Origin of the sequence: Frankia nepalensis (assembly GCF_016786325.1) — a bacterium.
Lineage (GTDB): Bacteria > Actinomycetota > Actinomycetes > Frankiales > Frankiaceae > Pseudofrankia > Pseudofrankia nepalensis.
Genome location: NZ_JADWYU010000136.1, coordinates 37116 through 52461, shown reverse-complemented (window position 1 = coordinate 52461; position 15346 = coordinate 37116). Strand labels below are relative to the sequence as shown.

Genomic DNA, 15346 nt, shown 5'->3' with positions numbered 1-15346 from the left:
CGCGGGCGGGGACGACCCTCGGGCTGACCGAGGAGGACGGCACCCCGAAGGAAGATCCCCGCGCGGGCGGGGACGACCCTCGGGCTGACCGAGGAGGACGGCACCCCGAAGGAAGATCCCCGCGCGGGCGGGGACGACGAGCACCAAGCGGGCCTGTCCGCCGCCATGCAGGGAAGATCCCCGCGCGGGCGGGGACGACCGATCTTTCTTCGAGTTCAAGTACCTGCGGGAGGGAAGATCCCCGCGCGGGCGGGGACGACGGACGGCGCCGACTACGCCCGCGGCCAGAAAGAGGAAGATCCCCGCGCGGGCGGGGACGACCTCCGCCCCCGCGCCACCGCCAACGGCGATGGCGGAAGATCCCCGCGCGGGCGGGGACGACGACTCGTCCCTGCGCCCGCTGACCTGGCACGACGGAAGATCCCCGCGCGGGCGGGGACGACGCGCGGGCAATAACACCCTCAGCATCCCGACAGGGAAGATCCCCGCGCGGGCGGGGACGACGAGTTCGCCTACGGCCGGCTTCGCGCGGTCACGGGAAGATCCCCGCGCGGGCGGGGACGACGCGGCCGGGCCGGTCGAGACCGACGAACCGCCGGGAAGATCCCCGCGCGGGCGGGGACGACGGGGCGCTGTCGGACGTCACCGCCACGCCCAGCGGAAGATCCCCGCGCGGGCGGGGACGACCGCGGTGTCGGTCGGACGCGCGGCCCGAAGTGCGGAAGATCCCCGCGCGGGCGGGGACGACCAGGCGACGAAGCCCCTCGGCATCGCCGAGCACGGAAGATCCCCGCGCGGGCGGGGACGACAGGCCGAACTCGGCCGCCCAGGCCCGCAACTCCGGAAGATCCCCGCGCGGGCGGGGACGACGACCTGCTCAAGGACACGGAGGGTCGCTACTACGGAAGATCCCCGCGCGGGCGGGGACGACCACCACAGATCAGTACCGGCGGGTAATAAACGCGGAAGATCCCCGCGCGGGCGGGGACGACTCCGTCCGGTAGCCGGTGATCTCCCCGGCCCGGGGAAGATCCCCGCGCGGGCGGGGACGACCCCTCGGCGGACGAGGCCCAGGTGAAGAAGCCCGGAAGATCCCCGCGCGGGCGGGGACGACCGGGCGCGCTGACGGCGGAGCTTCGCCTGGATGGAAGATCCCCGCGCGGGCGGGGACGACGCGCGCGGCGACATGGACGCGGCCGGCGCCGCGGGAAGATCCCCGCGCGGGCGGGGACGACCCCCTGTACGCAGGCAACGGCCTCGGCCCCAGCGGAAGATCCCCGCGCGGGCGGGGACGACCCTGGGAAGGTCAGCAACGCTGTCATCAGCCGCGGAAGATCCCCGCGCGGGCGGGGACGACGACATCATCCACGGCCAGATCACGATCAGCCCGGGAAGATCCCCGCGCGGGCGGGGACGACGCGGTCGTCGTCTGGCCGTACACGCCATAGGCCGGAAGATCCCCGCGCGGGCGGGGACGACCGTGATGTAGCTGCCGCCACGTTCCAAGCCACCGGAAGATCCCCGCGCGGGCGGGGACGACGCTGCGGTCGCCTCGAAGTCCGGCGTGATCGAGGGAAGATCCCCGCGCGGGCGGGGACGACATGCTGAACCCGCCGAACTCCGTCACCCGGTAGGGAAGATCCCCGCGCGGGCGGGGACGACACGGGCTCGGGCTCGCGTCGGGTCTCGCGTGGAGGAAGATCCCCGCGCGGGCGGGGACGACTCACCTACCGTGATAGTCGTGATCAACGCTCTGGGAAGATCCCCGCGCGGGCGGGGACGACTTGACCGCCGGATCGACGGTTGGAAGACGGGAGGGAAGATCCCCGCGCGGGCGGGGACGACCGCACCCAGCCGGCCGCGATGTCCGCGGACGCGGGAAGATCCCCGCGCGGGCGGGGACGACTGATGTCCGCACGCCGTCCGGTCCGCATCGCGAGGAAGATCCCCGCGCGGGCGGGGACGACAAGATGCGACGTTTCCCGTGTGGCTGTTGGTCAGGAAGATCCCCGCGCGGGCGGGGACGACCGGGTGCCCTCGTGGTGCAGCAGGGCGATCGGGGGAAGATCCCCGGGCGGGCGGGGACGACCTTGACCTCGACCTCGTACTCGACGTCGAACGGGGAAGATCCCCGCGCGGGCGGGGACGACCTCTCGGCAAGCCGGACGTGCCAGGCGGTCGGGGGAAGATCCCCGCGCGGGCGGGGACGACTAAGCGGCGACGGATAGTGAACCGAAACGGCCGGGAAGATCCCCGCGCGGGCGGGGACGACCACCCGACCGGTGTGGCCGGTGAGACGGCTGCGGGAAGATCCCCGCGCGGGCGGGGACGACGCCTGGACGACGCCGAGCGTGCGCGCGTGCAGGGGAAGATCCCCGCGCGGGCGGAATCCGTCAACCTGATTGGGACAGCGTTGTCCAGGAATTAGCTACTGGTCGCGTCTGAATCTACTGGCTGGTCTTCCTCGTGCTGGGGTCGGTTGATCCAGGCTGGCTGGGGCGGCTTCGGCGGGGTCGGGGGCTGGCGGACGAACCTTTCGGGGTGGGCGGCGTAGGCCGCGTCGAGGACTCGGGCGCGGGCTTCGCGGACGAGGGCCGCTTCGCCGTGGTGGACGGTCGCTGGGGTGAGCAGGCCGATCCCGGAATGCCGGTGATCGTTGTTGTAGTAGTCGAAGAATGTCCGGCACCAGACCCGGGCGTCCTGCAGCGTCGCGAACGAGGACGGAAAGTCGGGCCGGTATTTCAGCGTCTTGAAGTGGGCCTCCGAATAGGGGTTGTCGTTCGACACCCGTGGCCGGGAATGCGACCGGGTGATGGCAAGATCGGCGAGTAGCAGCGCGACGGTCTTCGAGGTCATGGAGGTGTCGCGGTCGGCGTGGATCGTCAGCTGGTCAGGGTTGACGGACTGTTTCTGGCAGGACGCGGTGATGAGGTCCTCGGCGAGTACGGCGGACTCCCGGTCGGCGACCATCCAGCCCACGACGTAGCGGCTGTAGACGTCGATGATGACGTACAGGTAGAAGTAGCTCCATTTCTTCGGGCCGCGCAGCTTCGTGATATCCCAACTCCAGACTTCGTTGGGTTTCGCCGCGACGAGTTCGGGTTTGACGTGGGCGGGGTGAGTAGCCTGGCGACGGCGCTCGCCGGTCTCACCACGCTCAGCCAGGACGCGGTACATCGTGCGCGGCGACGCCAGGTAGACGCCCTCGTCGAGCAGCGTCGCCCAGACCTGGTCCGGCGAGGCGTCGACGAACCGCTCCGAGTGCAGCACCTCGACGAGCCGGGCGCGCTCGGCCGCCGACAGCGCCGCCGGCTGGCGACGTTCCTTATGCGGGATCGGCGCGGGCCGGGCCGGGGCCGGGCTTTTACGGTGTCGCCGGTAATGCGTCGCCCGCGCCCGACCCAACGCGCGGCAGGCCTCGCTCACAGACACCTTCTCGACGAGGCTGGAGAGACCTTCCTCGACTATCCTTTCCGCCTGTTCGGCGAGTTCGGGCCGTCGGTGGTCCCGGGCATGCCCTCGGAGAGCTTCTCCAAGAGCTCCGAGACTTTTCCCTGGACCTCGATCACGAAGCGGGCCTTCGCCAGCTCCTTCTCCAACCGCTCCTTCTCCGCCCGCAGCCTTTCCATCTCACGGTCACGGTCATCCACCGGCGGGCGGCCCTTCGGCTTCGACAACCCCGCAAGCGCTCCCGCGTCACGCGCCTTACGCCACTCCACAATATGGGCTGAGTACAGCTTCTCCCGGCGCAGGATCGCACCCTTCGCACCCGGGCCCGTCGCCGCCTCGTACTCCGCGAGAATCCGCAGCTTGTACCCCGGCGAGAACTGCCGCCGCCGCGCCTTCGGCTCCACCTCAGGATCCGGCCGCCGGCCACCGTCCTCACGCTCGTCCACACGGACATCATCGACCAGGCCCAGCCCGGTCGTCACCGCCACCACCACGATCTCCCTCTCCCAACTCCGCCCATGTCATGAGATACTAGGCCTAACCTGTCTCAAGTCATCTTGACGGGTAGGGGGGCGGGGACGACGCGGCGCCGCGCGTACGACTCGGTAACCGAGCCGGAAGATCCCCGCGCGGGCGGGGACGACCGGTAGAAGACGTCCTGGACGTGGTAGCCGTAGGGAAGATCCCCGCGCGGGCGGGGACGACCGGAACACCCTCGGGGCCGGGCCGGGCCGCGAGGGAAGATCCCCGCGCGGGCGGGGACGACGCCAATCATTGGCATTTATGACTGTTCTCTGCTGGAAGATCCCCGCGCGGGCGGGGACGACGCCGCGGTCGTCCAGCCCAGCGCCAGCGCGGTGGGAAGATCCCCGCGCGGGCGGGGACGACATCAGCCCGTCCGCCATCGCCTCGGCCGAGGCGGGAAGATCCCCGCGCGGGCGGGGACGACGTCTTACGCAGCGTCAGGTCGTGGCGGTCGCGCGGAAGATCCCCGCGCGGGCGGGGACGACGAGCTGCGCCGGAGGTTGGAGACATGAGCCCAGGGAAGATCCCCGCGCGGGCGGGGACGACGTGCCCTGTCGACGGCGCCGGGCACCGTGGTACGGAAGATCCCCGCGCGGGCGGGGACGACACTTGCTGAGCTGGGGGTTTGGCGCCGGGTCTGGACAGAAAATATCAGTCCGTCGTGGTCGAAGGATCGTTGCAGCCACAGTCGGTCGGAGGCGGTCCCCGCTCCATGGGCGCCAGGCGAAGCCATTTGTGCGTCCATGCGACCCCGGCGTGATCGAGGTGCGCCACAAGTGATTCAATGCGTGCGTCAAAGCCGACGACGGGGGTGGGCGCCGTGCTTGATGCGGCCATGGCTGTGGTGTGGGGGAAGTCGGATGCGCAGGGGTCGCCGCATCTGCTGCTGGGTCATCTGTTGGATACGGCGGCGGTCGGTGAGTTGATCTGGGATCGGTTTCTGGCTCCGGTGGTCAAGGGCCATCTGGACGAGGTCAGTGGCGGGCGGGGTCGTTCGTTGTTCGCGTTGCTGTGCGGTCTGCATGATGTGGGTAAGGCGACGCCGGCGTTTCAGTCGAAGGATGGCGCGCTCGCCGTGCGGGTGCAGGCGGCTGGTCTGGGTTGGCGGCCGTTGAGTCGGAACAGGGTGTCGGCGTGGCATCACACCAAGGCGGGGGCGGCGATTGTGCGGTCTCGTCTGGCGGGGGCGGGGTGGTCTTCGGAGTCGTGTGAGTGGGTGTGGCCGTTGATCGCGGGTCACCATGGTGTGGTCCCGGCGATTGGCTGTCTGTGGCAGCCGCCGCGGGACGCGCACGGTAGGGGTGCTGCCTGGCGGCAGGTGCAGGACGGCATCGTTGACCGGGTCGCGGAAGATCTCGGTCTCGACCTCGGCTCGTTCGCTGGATTGGGAATGCCGCGGCGTGGTGGTCAGCTGGCGGTGTCCGGTCTGATCATCATGGCGGACTGGATCGCCAGCGACGAGCAGCACTTCCGTGGCCTGCCTGATCTCGCGGCGATTTCCATGGACGAGGCCCGGAGCCGTGCGGTGTCCGCGTGGGAGAGACTCGGGCTGCGCGGTGGCTGGCGGCCGGCGTCGTTGGTGCCCTGCGCGTCGGCGGAGCTGGTGGAACACCGGTTCGGCGTTCCCGCCCGGTCGGCCCAGGCCGCTGCCGTCGAGCTTGCCGAGCAGATGCCGGCTCCTGGGCTGCTCATCCTGGAAGCGCCGATGGGTGAGGGTAAGACGGAGGCCGCGTTGGCCGCGGCGGAGGTCCTGGCACGGCGGTTCGGGGCGGACGGGCTTTTCGTGGGTATGCCGACGCAGGCGACCTCGGATCCGATGTTCGGCCGGGTGCGCGAGTGGCTGACCGCTGTTGATTCCGAGGTTCCGCTTGGGCTTCTGCATGGCCGGGCGCGGTTCAACAAGGAGTGGGCGGCGCTGCGTGCTCCGGTGCGGTTCGTGGGTGTCGCCGATGACCAGGACGAGTACGGGCTGGGTGACGTCTACGGCAGCGCCGGTCAGAACGGCGGGGCTGAGGATCGGCCCGTTGGTGACGGGATGGCGGCGGCGGACTGGTTTTTCGGTCCGAAGCGGGGCCTGCTCGCGCCGGTGACGGTCGGCACGGTCGACCAGTTGCTGCATGCCGCGACCAGGACGAAGCATGTCATGGTGCGCCACGCCGGTCTGGCGGGCCGGGTCGTCGTGCTCGACGAGGTGCACGCCTACGACGTCTACATGTCGCAGTTCCTGTTCGAGGCGCTGCGTTGGCTCGCGGACACGGGTGTGCCCGTCGTCCTGCTGTCGGCCACGTTGCCTCCCGCGCTGCGCCACAAGCTGATCTCTGCCTATGCGCAGGGCGCCTCGCGGCAGCGCGAGGTCGACCTCGGTGACGTCCCCGCGCCGTCCGGCTATCCGAGTACGACCGCGGTGTGCGTCGTCGAGGGGAAAGTGGATGGCGCGGTCGAGGCGAGCTTGCCGTGGCGCGAGTCGAGCCCGGTGGTGGTCGAGGTGCTGGATGAGACCGACACGTTCGAGCCGCGGACTGTCGCCGATCGTGTCCTCGCCGAGGTTGCCCGGGAGGATGCCACGACGTCGGCCGATCAGCCGCTGGGCTGTGTGCTGGTCGTGTGTAACACCGTTGCCCGTGCCCAGGACGTGTATGCCGCGCTGGCGCCCGCGCTGGGGGACGATGTCGTGCTGCTGCATTCGCGGTTCGTCGCCGCCGAACGGGCCAGGCGCACGGAGGAGGTCGTCAACCAGCTCGGCCGGCCGGGCCGGCTGGAGGGTGCGCGCCGGCCGCGGCGTCTCGTTGTCGTCGCGACCCAGGTCGCCGAGCAGTCGTTCGACGTGGATGTCGACCTGTTGATCACCGACCTGGCCCCGATCGACCTGCTGCTCCAGCGCGTCGGCCGCCTGCACCGCCACCAGCGCCCGGAAGAGGACCGGCCAGCCCACCTACGCCAGCCCCGGGTCGTCGTAAGTGGTCTGCGGCGGTATCCGGGGAACCAGCCGTCGGCGTTCCCGCCAGGCAGCCGGGCCGTCTATGGGAACCATCTCCTGCTGCGTTCGGCCGCGCTGGTGCTCGAGGCCGTGGCCATGGATGGCTGGTCCGTGCCCGCCGCCGTTCCCCGCCTGGTGGCGACCGGCTACGACGACACACCCCTGGGCCCGCCCGAATGGGCCCGGGCGGTTGCCAAGGCCAAGGACGCATGGGCAGAGCGGGAACAGCGGCGTGAGGCGAACGCCCGCGGCTTTCTGCTCGCGGGCGAGGATTTTCTTGGCGCGTCCACGCTTGACGGCCTGCACGAGCGGTCGACCGCTGCGCTGGCGACCGAGGAGCGGGTCGCCGCGGTCGTGCGTGACGGTGACGAGTCGGTGGAGGTCGTGCTCGTCCGCCGTGACGTGGCCGGATTCCGCACCCTCGGTGGGACGTGGCTCGGTCCGAACGGTGAGGTGCCCGTGCACGATGACACGGTCCTGGAGGAGGTCGTCGGCGCGACCATCCGCCTTCCGGCGTATCAGGACCTCACCGCCGCGGCGCTTTCTGACCTTCGCCCGCTGCCGGCTTGGATCGGTGACGGCCGCGACCGTCGGCATGACCCGTGGCTGCGCCGTAGCCGCGCGCTGGTCGTCGAGGACGGGCCGGCCGAGGGCGTGCTGACTGCCCGCCTCGGCGAGCGCCGGCTGACCTATCACCACGATCTCGGCCTGCGGGTGGTGAAGCTGTAGATACCCCCGCCTTGGCGGGGACGACAGGTGCCCGACCGGAACCCACGGGCGATCCCAGCAAGGCTGGGCGAAAGAACGGTACCCGCTCGAGTGGGGTTGCCCTACAGGCACCCAGTTGCGCGACCGGCACCCAATTGGAAACTTTCGCGACCTCTGCTACGGTCGTCGCGAATCCGTGGGGCTTCGCCGAAAAAGTGTCGTAGGTGGCGAGTAGACACGGGTGACGTCCGACAGCGAGGTCGGGTGGATCGGGGAACGGGGGTGTTATGACGGTATTTGACCTGCGCGTCGCGCCGTGGGTGGCGTTGGTGCGGGAGGGCCGGCGCGTAGAAGTCGGCGTGCGTGAGGCGGTGGTGGACGCGCACACGTTCGATGGGCTGGCGTTGGATGATCCGCTGGAAGCGGTCGCGGTTTTCCGGCAGGTGCTGCTGCCGGTCGTGCTGGACGCTCTGGGTGCTCCGCGCGGCTTGGACGAGTGGTCCGCTCTGTGGAACGCGGGCCGATTCAACGAGAATCAGATAAATGAATACCTGGATTCACGGGAGGGCCTGTTCGACCTGTTCGACGCCGAGCGGCCGTTCGCGCAGGTGGCTGGGCTGAGAACGGCCAAGGATGAGACGAAGCCCGTGTCGCTGCTTATCCCTCGGCTGGCTTCCGGCAACAACGTGCCGCTGTTCAGCGCTCGGACGGAGGACGCCCCGCCCGCGTTGGCGCCCGCGGCCGCCGCGCGGGCTTTGCTGGCGGCGCACTGCTGGGACACGGCGGCGATCAAGTCCGGCGCCGTCGGCGACCCGAGGATGTCGGCCGGCAAGACGACCGGCAACCCCACCGGCCCGCTCGGTCAGTTGGGCGTGGTCCTCCCGGTCGGCGCCTCTCTCTTTCACACTTTGGTGCTCAACTTGCCGATCATGCCGCTGGGGCCGCGGCCTCGTGACCGGCCGCAGTGGCGTACGGCAGACCCAGCCTCCTCGCGGTGGAGCGAGCGTGAGGCCCTGGGCCTGCTTGACCTGCTGACCTGGCAGTCGCGGCGGATCAGGCTCGTTCCCGAGCCGGACAGCACCACCGTCGGTAGGGTTGTCGTGCGCCAGGTGGTCCTCAGTGCTGGTGACCGGCTGACCGGATCGGTGCAGGACCTCGAACGGCACACGGCCTGGCGGCAGACCGAGAAGCCGCGCGCGGACGAGCCGCCGTCGCGCCCGGTGCGACACCAGCCGGGCCGCGCGGCGTGGCGTGGCCTCGAAGCACTGCTCGCCACCGCGGGCCCGACGAGCGCGCGCGTCACGGCGCCGATGGCGCTGACCCAGCTGGCCGGCCTGCAGGCCCGCGGCCGTCTCCCGGAAGATCTGCCGCTGCGGGTGTTGACCGTGGGGGTGCGGTACGGGAACCAGTCCGCGGTCATCGAGGACGTGATGGTCGACGAGATCCCGTTGCCGGTGGTCGCGCTGGTCGCGGACTCGGCCGTCCGGGAGACGGTACTGACGGTCGCGGAGCAGGCGGAGCGGCTGCGGGTCGCGGCGAACCGGCTCGGAGACGACCTGCGGGCCGCCGGCGGCGGTGACAAGGTGCCGTGGGACAAGAGCCAGCGGCTCGGCGACGTGCTGGTGTACGCGCTCACCCCCGCGGTTCGTCGGCTGCTCGCCGGCCTCGCGCGTCACCCCGAGGACACCGAGCGGGCCGAGGACGCCTGGGCCGTGGTGGCTCGCCGGCTCGCGTGGGAGGTCGCCGAGCCCGCGTTGTCGGGCGCCGGGCCTGGGACCTTCCTGGGGCGCCACCCCGAGCAGCGGTTCGCGCCGCGCCTCGCCGGTGCCGAGGCGTCGTTCCGCCGCGCGCTCAACGACATTTTTGGCCCTGTTCCGGTACCCGCCGCCACGGCGGCGAGCTGACATCGATCCCGGAGACACCATGACAACCGACTCCGACACCTCCGCGACGCCCTCCCACACGGAGAGTTCTCCGCCGCCATTCTTCTGGGAGAGAACCGGTAAGCGCGACCTTCCCGATGGCGCGGACCTGGCGGCCCTTCGCCGCGGCGTGGGCCGCGAGGCCGGCACCGTCCCCGCCATGTGGGAGCACTACCGCATGCTCAACCCGGCGGGCCGGGCCAGTGCGCAACTCAAGGCAGAACACGAGGCATTGGTCCTGTACGCGATTCATCAGCAGTCGGTACGTGAACCCATGCACCAGCCAGGTGTGGGCCTGGGCAGCGCGCTGCTGAAGTTGCGAGAAAGCGGCAGGTTCAGCCCCGAGGCCGTCGACCGGCGGTTCGGCGCGGCGGCGACCGCGACATCCCTGGACGAGGCCGCCTACCATCTGCGCGGGCTGGTCCGCCAGCTTCGACAGGTGCCACTGGGATTGAGCTACACCCAGCTGTTCAAAGACCTGGTCGCCTGGCAGAGCCCGGACCGGATCGGCGCCGTCCGCCGCCGGTGGGGAACCGACTACTTCATCGGCCGGAACAGCGCCACGAACTCGAGCCCCGCCACTTCGGACTGACAGGGTCACTCGCCACCCCCGCACGACCCTTTCACATTCTCGTCTCCAAAATTCTTGGCGCGCCTTCTTCTCGCCTGCGCGCAATTACCTGTTTCCAACGAGAAAGAAAGACATTCTGATGCGTTGCTACATCGACGTCCACATCCTGCAGACCGTCCCGCCGTCGAACCTGAACCGCGATGACGCGGGCACGCCGAAGCAGGCCGTCTACGGCGGCGCGAAGCGCGCCCGCGTCTCCTCCCAGGCCTGGAAGCGCGCCACCCGGACCGCGTTCGCCGAGCAGGTCAACCACGACCAGCTCGCGACCCGCACCAAGAAGATCTCCGCCCTGTACGCGGAACGGCTGTCCGCGCGCCTCGGCCTCGACCCGGAGACGAGCACCCGGCTGGCGACCAGCGTCCTGGCCGAACTGGGCATCAAGCCGGGTAAGAAGGCGGCCGAGACCGCCTACCTGCTGTTCTTCGGCCGCCCGCAGCTCGAACGGCTCGTCGACCTGGTCGAGCAGGACGCCGAAAACCTCGCCGCGCTGGACGACAAGGAACTCGCCGCGGCGGTGAAGGGACTTCCCGTCAAGGAGACCCTCGGGACCGGGCATCCGATCGACGTGGCGTTGTTCGGCCGGATGGTCGCCGACATCCCCGCGCTCAACGTGGACGCCGCGACCCAGGTCGCGCACGCGCTGTCGACGCATCCGGTGGACGTCGAGTTCGACTACTACACCGCCGTCGACGACGAGAACCCGAAAGAGGACACCGGCGCCGGCATGATCGGCACGGTCGAGTTCCAGTCCGCGACGCTGTACCGGTTCGCCACTGTCGGGCTGCACCAACTCGCCGACAATCTCGCCGACGACGCGGAGGCGACCGTCGAGGCACTGCGCGTCTTCCTGAACGCCTTCACCACCTCGATGCCGACCGGGCACCAGAACTCGTTCGCGCACCGCACGACCCCGAACCTGGTCGCGGTCGCGCTGCGTACCGACCAGCCGGTCAACCTCGTGTCCGCGTTCGAGAAGCCCGTCCGCGCGAGCGAGAACAGCGGCATTCTCGACCAGTCGATGCGGCTGCTGGCCACCGAGATGTCCGAGGCGACCCGGATGTGGGGGCACACGCCCACACTGGTCGCGGCCACCTACCGGACCCCGGTCGACGCGTCGGCCTCCACCGCGCTGACGACCGCCTTCGGCCCGGCCGTTCCGTTCAACGACCTGGTCACCACCGTGGAAACGGCCGCCCGCGACCTGCTGAAGAGCGCGGCCCGGTGAGCACCGAACCGGCCGCGGAAGCCCCCAGCTGCTGTCTGGTGCTGCGCCTGGCGGGCCCGTTGCAGTCCTGGGGCGGGTCGAGCATGTTCAACCGCCGTGACACCGGCACCGAGCCGACCAAGAGCGGCCTGGTCGGCCTGCTCGCCGCCGCCCAGGGGCGCCGTCGGGCCGACCCGATCGAGGACCTGCTCGCCCTCGTCTTCGGCGTGCGCACCGACCAGCCCGGCGTTCTGCTGCGCGACTACCACACCGTCAGCGACTACCGCGGCCGCCCGCTGCCGTCGGCCTCCGTCACCGGCAAGGGTGTGCAGAAGCCGACCTCACCGGCCAAGTACACCGGGGTCACCGAACGCTTCTACCTGCAGGACGCGGTGTTCGTCGTCGCGATCGGCGCCTCCGAACCGGTCCTGACGACACTCGGCGACGCGCTACGCCACCCCGCCTTTCCGCTGGCACTGGGTCGGCGGGCCTGCCCGCCGACCCAGCCCTTTGTTCTCACACCGGACCCAGCCCAGCGGGAAGAAGCGATCTGGCCCGGCACCGTCCGTGAGGTCCTCCAGAAGGTGTCCTGGCAGGCCAGCGACAGCCACAAGGAAAAGCTCTCCCGCCGACGCGAACGTCCCCGCACCATCGACCTGCCGATCACCGTGGACGACCCGGACGGCGACGACGTGCGCATGGACCTGCCCCGCACCTTCGACCCGCTGAACAGGTCGTTCACCAGCCGCCGGGTCAGCCAGCGCTGGGCCCACCTCCCGCCGCCCTACGACGCGACCGGCGACGACACGGGCACCCATGACCCCTTCGCCCTTCTCGGATGGTGACCCGATGCCCTACCTCTCCCGCGTCTGGCTGAACCCGCTGCGCACCGGAGCCCAGGCACTGCTGCGCAACCCCGAGAAGATGCACGCCGCCGTCCTCGGTGGCATCGCCCGCCAACCCATCACCGAACGGGTCCTGTGGCGGCTCGACACCCACGCCCACCGGCCCGAACTGCTCGTGCTCACCGACTCCCGGCCCTCCTGGGAACACATCGTCGAGCAGGCCGGCTGGCCGAACGCCGAAGACCCCCAGGCACTCGTCCGCGACTACCAGCCACTGCTCGACCGCATCCAGACCGGCCGCGAGTTCGGCTTCCGCCTACGTGCCAACCCCGTCGCCGCGACCCGCAACCCGGCCAGCCCGTCGGCCCAGCAGAAGGAGAAACTCACCGCCCCGCGCCCGCGCGGCGTCCGCGTCGCCCACCGCACTGCGGCCCACCAGCTCGACTGGCTCACCAGCCGGATCGACAAGTGGGGCTTCACCCCGCTCACCTCCCCGGATGACCTGGCGGACACAGTCCCGATGGTGCGGCTGTCCGCGCGGGAACGGCTGGTGTTCTTCAAGCACGCCCGCGACGCCGACACCCCGGCCCGCCGCGTCGTCCTGAGCGTCGCCACCTTCGAGGGCGCCCTACGGGTCACCGACCCGGAACTTGCCCGCCACACCCTGCTCGCTGGCGTCGGCGCCGCCAAGGCCTACGGCTGCGGCCTACTCACCCTGGCCCCCCTGACCAGCGACAGCGGGGGCTGAGATGTGGTGGATCTCCGACCCGCAGGACCTGCACCGCATCGAGGACCGGATCTCGAGTCTCTACGTCGAGAAGTGCCACGTCGACCGGGCCGACAACGCGGTCGTCCTCGTCAACAAGGAACGCACCGTCCGCGTCCCTGCGGCGTTCGTCGCGACCCTGCTGCTCGGGCCTGGTACTCGGATCACCAGCGGCGCTGTCCGCCTGCTCGCGGACTCCGGAACCGCCGTCTGCTGGGTGGGTGAACGAGGCGTACGGATGTACGCCGCCGGCCTCGGCCCGAGCCGCGGCGCCGGCCTGCTCATGCGCCAGGCCTACCTCGTCACCCGGACAAAGGAACGCCTCGGCGTCTCCCGGCGCATGTACGGGATGCGTTTTCCCGACGACGACGTCAGCGACGCCACCATGCAGCAACTACGCGGCCGAGAAGGCGCCCGCGTCAAAAAGATCTACCGCGCACACGCGCAACGCACCGGCGTCGAGTGGAACCGCCGCGACTACAAACCCGGCGAGCCGTTCGCCGCCGGCGACGACATCAACCGCCTGCTGTCGGCCGGGCACAGCTGCCTGTACGGCATCTGCCACGCCGCGATCGTCGGCATCGGCGCCAGCCCCGCCCTCGGCTTCGTCCACACCGGCGGCGCGACCTCCTTCGTCCTCGACATCGCCGACCTCTACAAAGCCGAATACACCATTCCGCTCGCCTTCGACCTCGCCGCCCACGGACAGACCGACGAACGCGCCATCCGCACCGCCTTCCGCGACAAGGTCGCCGACGGCCACCTGATGGCCCGCATCGTCCGTGACATCAAGACCCTGCTCCTCGGCGACGACGCGGACATCCCCGACCAGGACTCACTCCACCTCTGGGACGAGTTCGACGGCGCCGTCCCCGGCGGCATCAACTGGGCAGCCGACCTCGCGGACCTTTCACCCGAGAACAGCATCGTCGGAGTCACCGGACCCGACATCGACGAACAGCCACCACCCTGGTGACCGTCGTCGTCCTCATCGCCACGGCCCAGGGCCTGCGCGGCCACCTCACCCGCTGGATGATCGAAGTCGCCGCCGGAGTCTTCGTCGGCAACCCCAGCGCCCGCGTCCGCGACCGCCTCTGGACCCTGCTCGCCCACCGCGTCGGCGACGGCCAAGCCATCATGATCGAACCAGCAGACAACGAACAACACTGGACCGTCCGCACCGCCGGCCGCGACCGCGGCGAACCCATCGACTACGACGGACTGATACTGTTCGCCCGCCCCCGCCGCTAAACCCCCAGCTCAGCAAGCGTCGTCCCCGCCCGCGCGGGGATCTTCCCAGGTCCGTACCGCCTGGTCCGGCCGGTACGACGTCGTCCCCGCCCGCGCGGGGATCTTCCGCCCGCGACCGCCGGCGGTACCTGATGGCCGCCGTCGTCCCCGCCCGCGCGGGGATCTTCCCGTGGTCCTGCGGTTCTGCCTCAAGGTCGTCGGGTCGTCCCCGCCCGCGCGGGGATCTTCCCGCCCCGATGCTGGGCCGCCGCCGCCGGGTCGTGTCGTCCCCGCCCGCGCGGGGATCTTCCCACGGACGCGCTGCTGCGGATGGACCCGGCCGCGTCGTCCCCGCCCGCGCGGGGATCTTCCCTGGGCGCGACGATGTTGCCGTACATCAACGAGGTCGTCCCCGCCCGCGCGGGGATCTTCCCGACTCGCTGGACAGCCCCGACGACCTGGGGCGGTCGTCCCCGCCCGCGCGGGGATCTTCCCGTCGATGACGATGCCTTCCGCCGGGGTCACGGGTCGTCCCCGCCCGCGCGGGGATCTTCCCGGCTTGTCCAGCTCACCCGGGCAACGGACGACGTCGTCCCCGCCCGCGCGGGGATCTTCCCGGCGTGGCGGTCGTGACGTTCTCCGTGGGCGTGTCGTCCCCGCCCGCGCGGGGATCTTCCCTCCAACAGCGAGGCCATCGACTGTACGTAAGCGTCGTCCCCGCCCGCGCGGGGATCTTCCCCGACCTGCTGGCCGAGGCCGGGGACATCGAAGGTCGTCCCCGCCCGCGCGGGGATCTTCCCGACGTGCCCACGATCACGGGCTCGTTCGACGGGTCGTCCCCGCCCGCGCGGGGATCTTCCGAGTTCGCGGACTCGCTTGAACGGTCGATGATTGTCGTCCCCGCCCGCGCGGGGATCTTCCCCCTTCGACACGGCCTGCTCCTGGCACAACATCGTCGTCCCCGCCCGCGCGGGGATCTTCCGGTGGCCTTGGATCGTTCGATCCAGTCGCTCACGTCGTCCCCGCCCGCGCGGGGATCTTCCCGTCTCATTGTCCGGGCCGACCCACCGGATCGAGTCGTCCCCGCC

The 15346-nt window shown here is 70.6% G+C and carries 9 protein-coding genes and 3 CRISPR repeat arrays; of the genes, 8 read left to right on the top strand and 1 reads right to left on the bottom strand.

All coding sequences use genetic code 11. From position 1 onward, the window contains the following. Nucleotides 1-49 precede the first annotated feature (49 nt). Nucleotides 50-2333: a CRISPR direct-repeat array (repeat unit 28 nt; unit sequence GGAAGATCCCCGCGCGGGCGGGGACGAC). Nucleotides 2334-2424: 91 nt separating this feature from the next. After that, a protein-coding gene (locus I6A81_RS19015; protein ID WP_407661327.1) for an IS3 family transposase occupies nucleotides 2425-3896 on the bottom strand; the annotation gives its coding sequence in 2 pieces (ribosomal slippage) (nucleotides 2425-3554 and nucleotides 3554-3896; 1473 coding nt in all). Between the two features lie 170 nt (nucleotides 3897-4066). Beyond that, a CRISPR array of direct repeats spans nucleotides 4067-4582; the repeat unit is 28 nt; unit sequence GGAAGATCCCCGCGCGGGCGGGGACGAC. A gap of 177 nt (nucleotides 4583-4759) precedes the next feature. Here I6A81_RS19015 and cas3 point away from each other — a divergent pair. The 8 genes from cas3 (at nucleotide 4760) to cas2e (ending at nucleotide 14279) form a co-directional block, all read left to right on the top strand. Next, the gene (gene cas3 / locus I6A81_RS19010; protein WP_202999896.1) at nucleotides 4760-7681 is read left to right on the top strand and encodes a CRISPR-associated helicase Cas3'; all 2922 of its coding nucleotides are present in this window, start codon (nucleotides 4760-4762) and stop codon (nucleotides 7679-7681) included. 266 nt (nucleotides 7682-7947) lie between these two features. Then, a complete protein-coding gene (gene casA / locus I6A81_RS19005) occupies nucleotides 7948-9564 on the top strand; it encodes a type I-E CRISPR-associated protein Cse1/CasA (protein ID WP_202999898.1) in 1617 nt (538 codons plus the stop codon). Between the two features lie 19 nt (nucleotides 9565-9583). Continuing rightward, complete coding sequence (casB, locus tag I6A81_RS19000; RefSeq protein ID WP_202999900.1) at nucleotides 9584-10174, top strand: type I-E CRISPR-associated protein Cse2/CasB; 591 nt, start codon at nucleotides 9584-9586, stop codon at nucleotides 10172-10174. Nucleotides 10175-10292: 118 nt separating this feature from the next. Further along, complete coding sequence (cas7e, locus tag I6A81_RS18995; RefSeq protein WP_202999902.1) at nucleotides 10293-11438, top strand: type I-E CRISPR-associated protein Cas7/Cse4/CasC; 1146 nt, start codon at nucleotides 10293-10295, stop codon at nucleotides 11436-11438. Continuing rightward, the gene (gene cas5e, locus I6A81_RS18990; protein WP_202999904.1) at nucleotides 11435-12262 is read left to right on the top strand and encodes a type I-E CRISPR-associated protein Cas5/CasD; all 828 of its coding nucleotides are present in this window, start codon (nucleotides 11435-11437) and stop codon (nucleotides 12260-12262) included. The genes cas7e and cas5e overlap by 4 nt, the downstream gene beginning before the upstream one ends. 4 nt (nucleotides 12263-12266) lie before the next feature. Beyond that, nucleotides 12267-13010 (top strand): type I-E CRISPR-associated protein Cas6/Cse3/CasE, encoded by a 744-nt coding sequence (cas6e, locus tag I6A81_RS18985; RefSeq protein ID WP_202999905.1) that lies wholly within the window; start codon nucleotides 12267-12269, stop codon nucleotides 13008-13010. Between the two features lies 1 nt (nucleotide 13011). Then, nucleotides 13012-14004 carry a type I-E CRISPR-associated endonuclease Cas1e gene (cas1e, locus tag I6A81_RS18980; protein WP_202999906.1) on the top strand — a complete coding sequence of 331 codons (993 nt, stop codon included), beginning with the start codon at nucleotides 13012-13014 and terminating at the stop codon, nucleotides 14002-14004. Next, entirely contained in the window at nucleotides 14001-14279 is a 279-nt protein-coding gene (gene cas2e / locus I6A81_RS18975) for a type I-E CRISPR-associated endoribonuclease Cas2e (RefSeq protein WP_202999907.1), read from the top strand. The genes cas1e and cas2e overlap by 4 nt, the downstream gene beginning before the upstream one ends. An 18-nt stretch (nucleotides 14280-14297) precedes the next feature. Next, nucleotides 14298-15301: a CRISPR direct-repeat array (repeat unit 28 nt; unit sequence GTCGTCCCCGCCCGCGCGGGGATCTTCC). Nucleotides 15302-15346 lie beyond the last annotated feature (45 nt).

Coding starts and splice junctions, on each gene's coding strand:
- cas3 (WP_202999896.1), top strand. CDS start 4,760: ATGCGTGCGTCAAAGCCGACGACGGGGGTGGGCGCCGTGCTTGATGCG.
- casA (WP_202999898.1), top strand. CDS start 7,948: ATGACGGTATTTGACCTGCGCGTCGCGCCGTGGGTGGCGTTGGTGCGG.
- casB (WP_202999900.1), top strand. CDS start 9,584: ATGACAACCGACTCCGACACCTCCGCGACGCCCTCCCACACGGAGAGT.
- cas7e (WP_202999902.1), top strand. CDS start 10,293: ATGCGTTGCTACATCGACGTCCACATCCTGCAGACCGTCCCGCCGTCG.
- cas6e (WP_202999905.1), top strand. CDS start 12,267: ATGCCCTACCTCTCCCGCGTCTGGCTGAACCCGCTGCGCACCGGAGCC.
- cas1e (WP_202999906.1), top strand. CDS start 13,012: ATGTGGTGGATCTCCGACCCGCAGGACCTGCACCGCATCGAGGACCGG.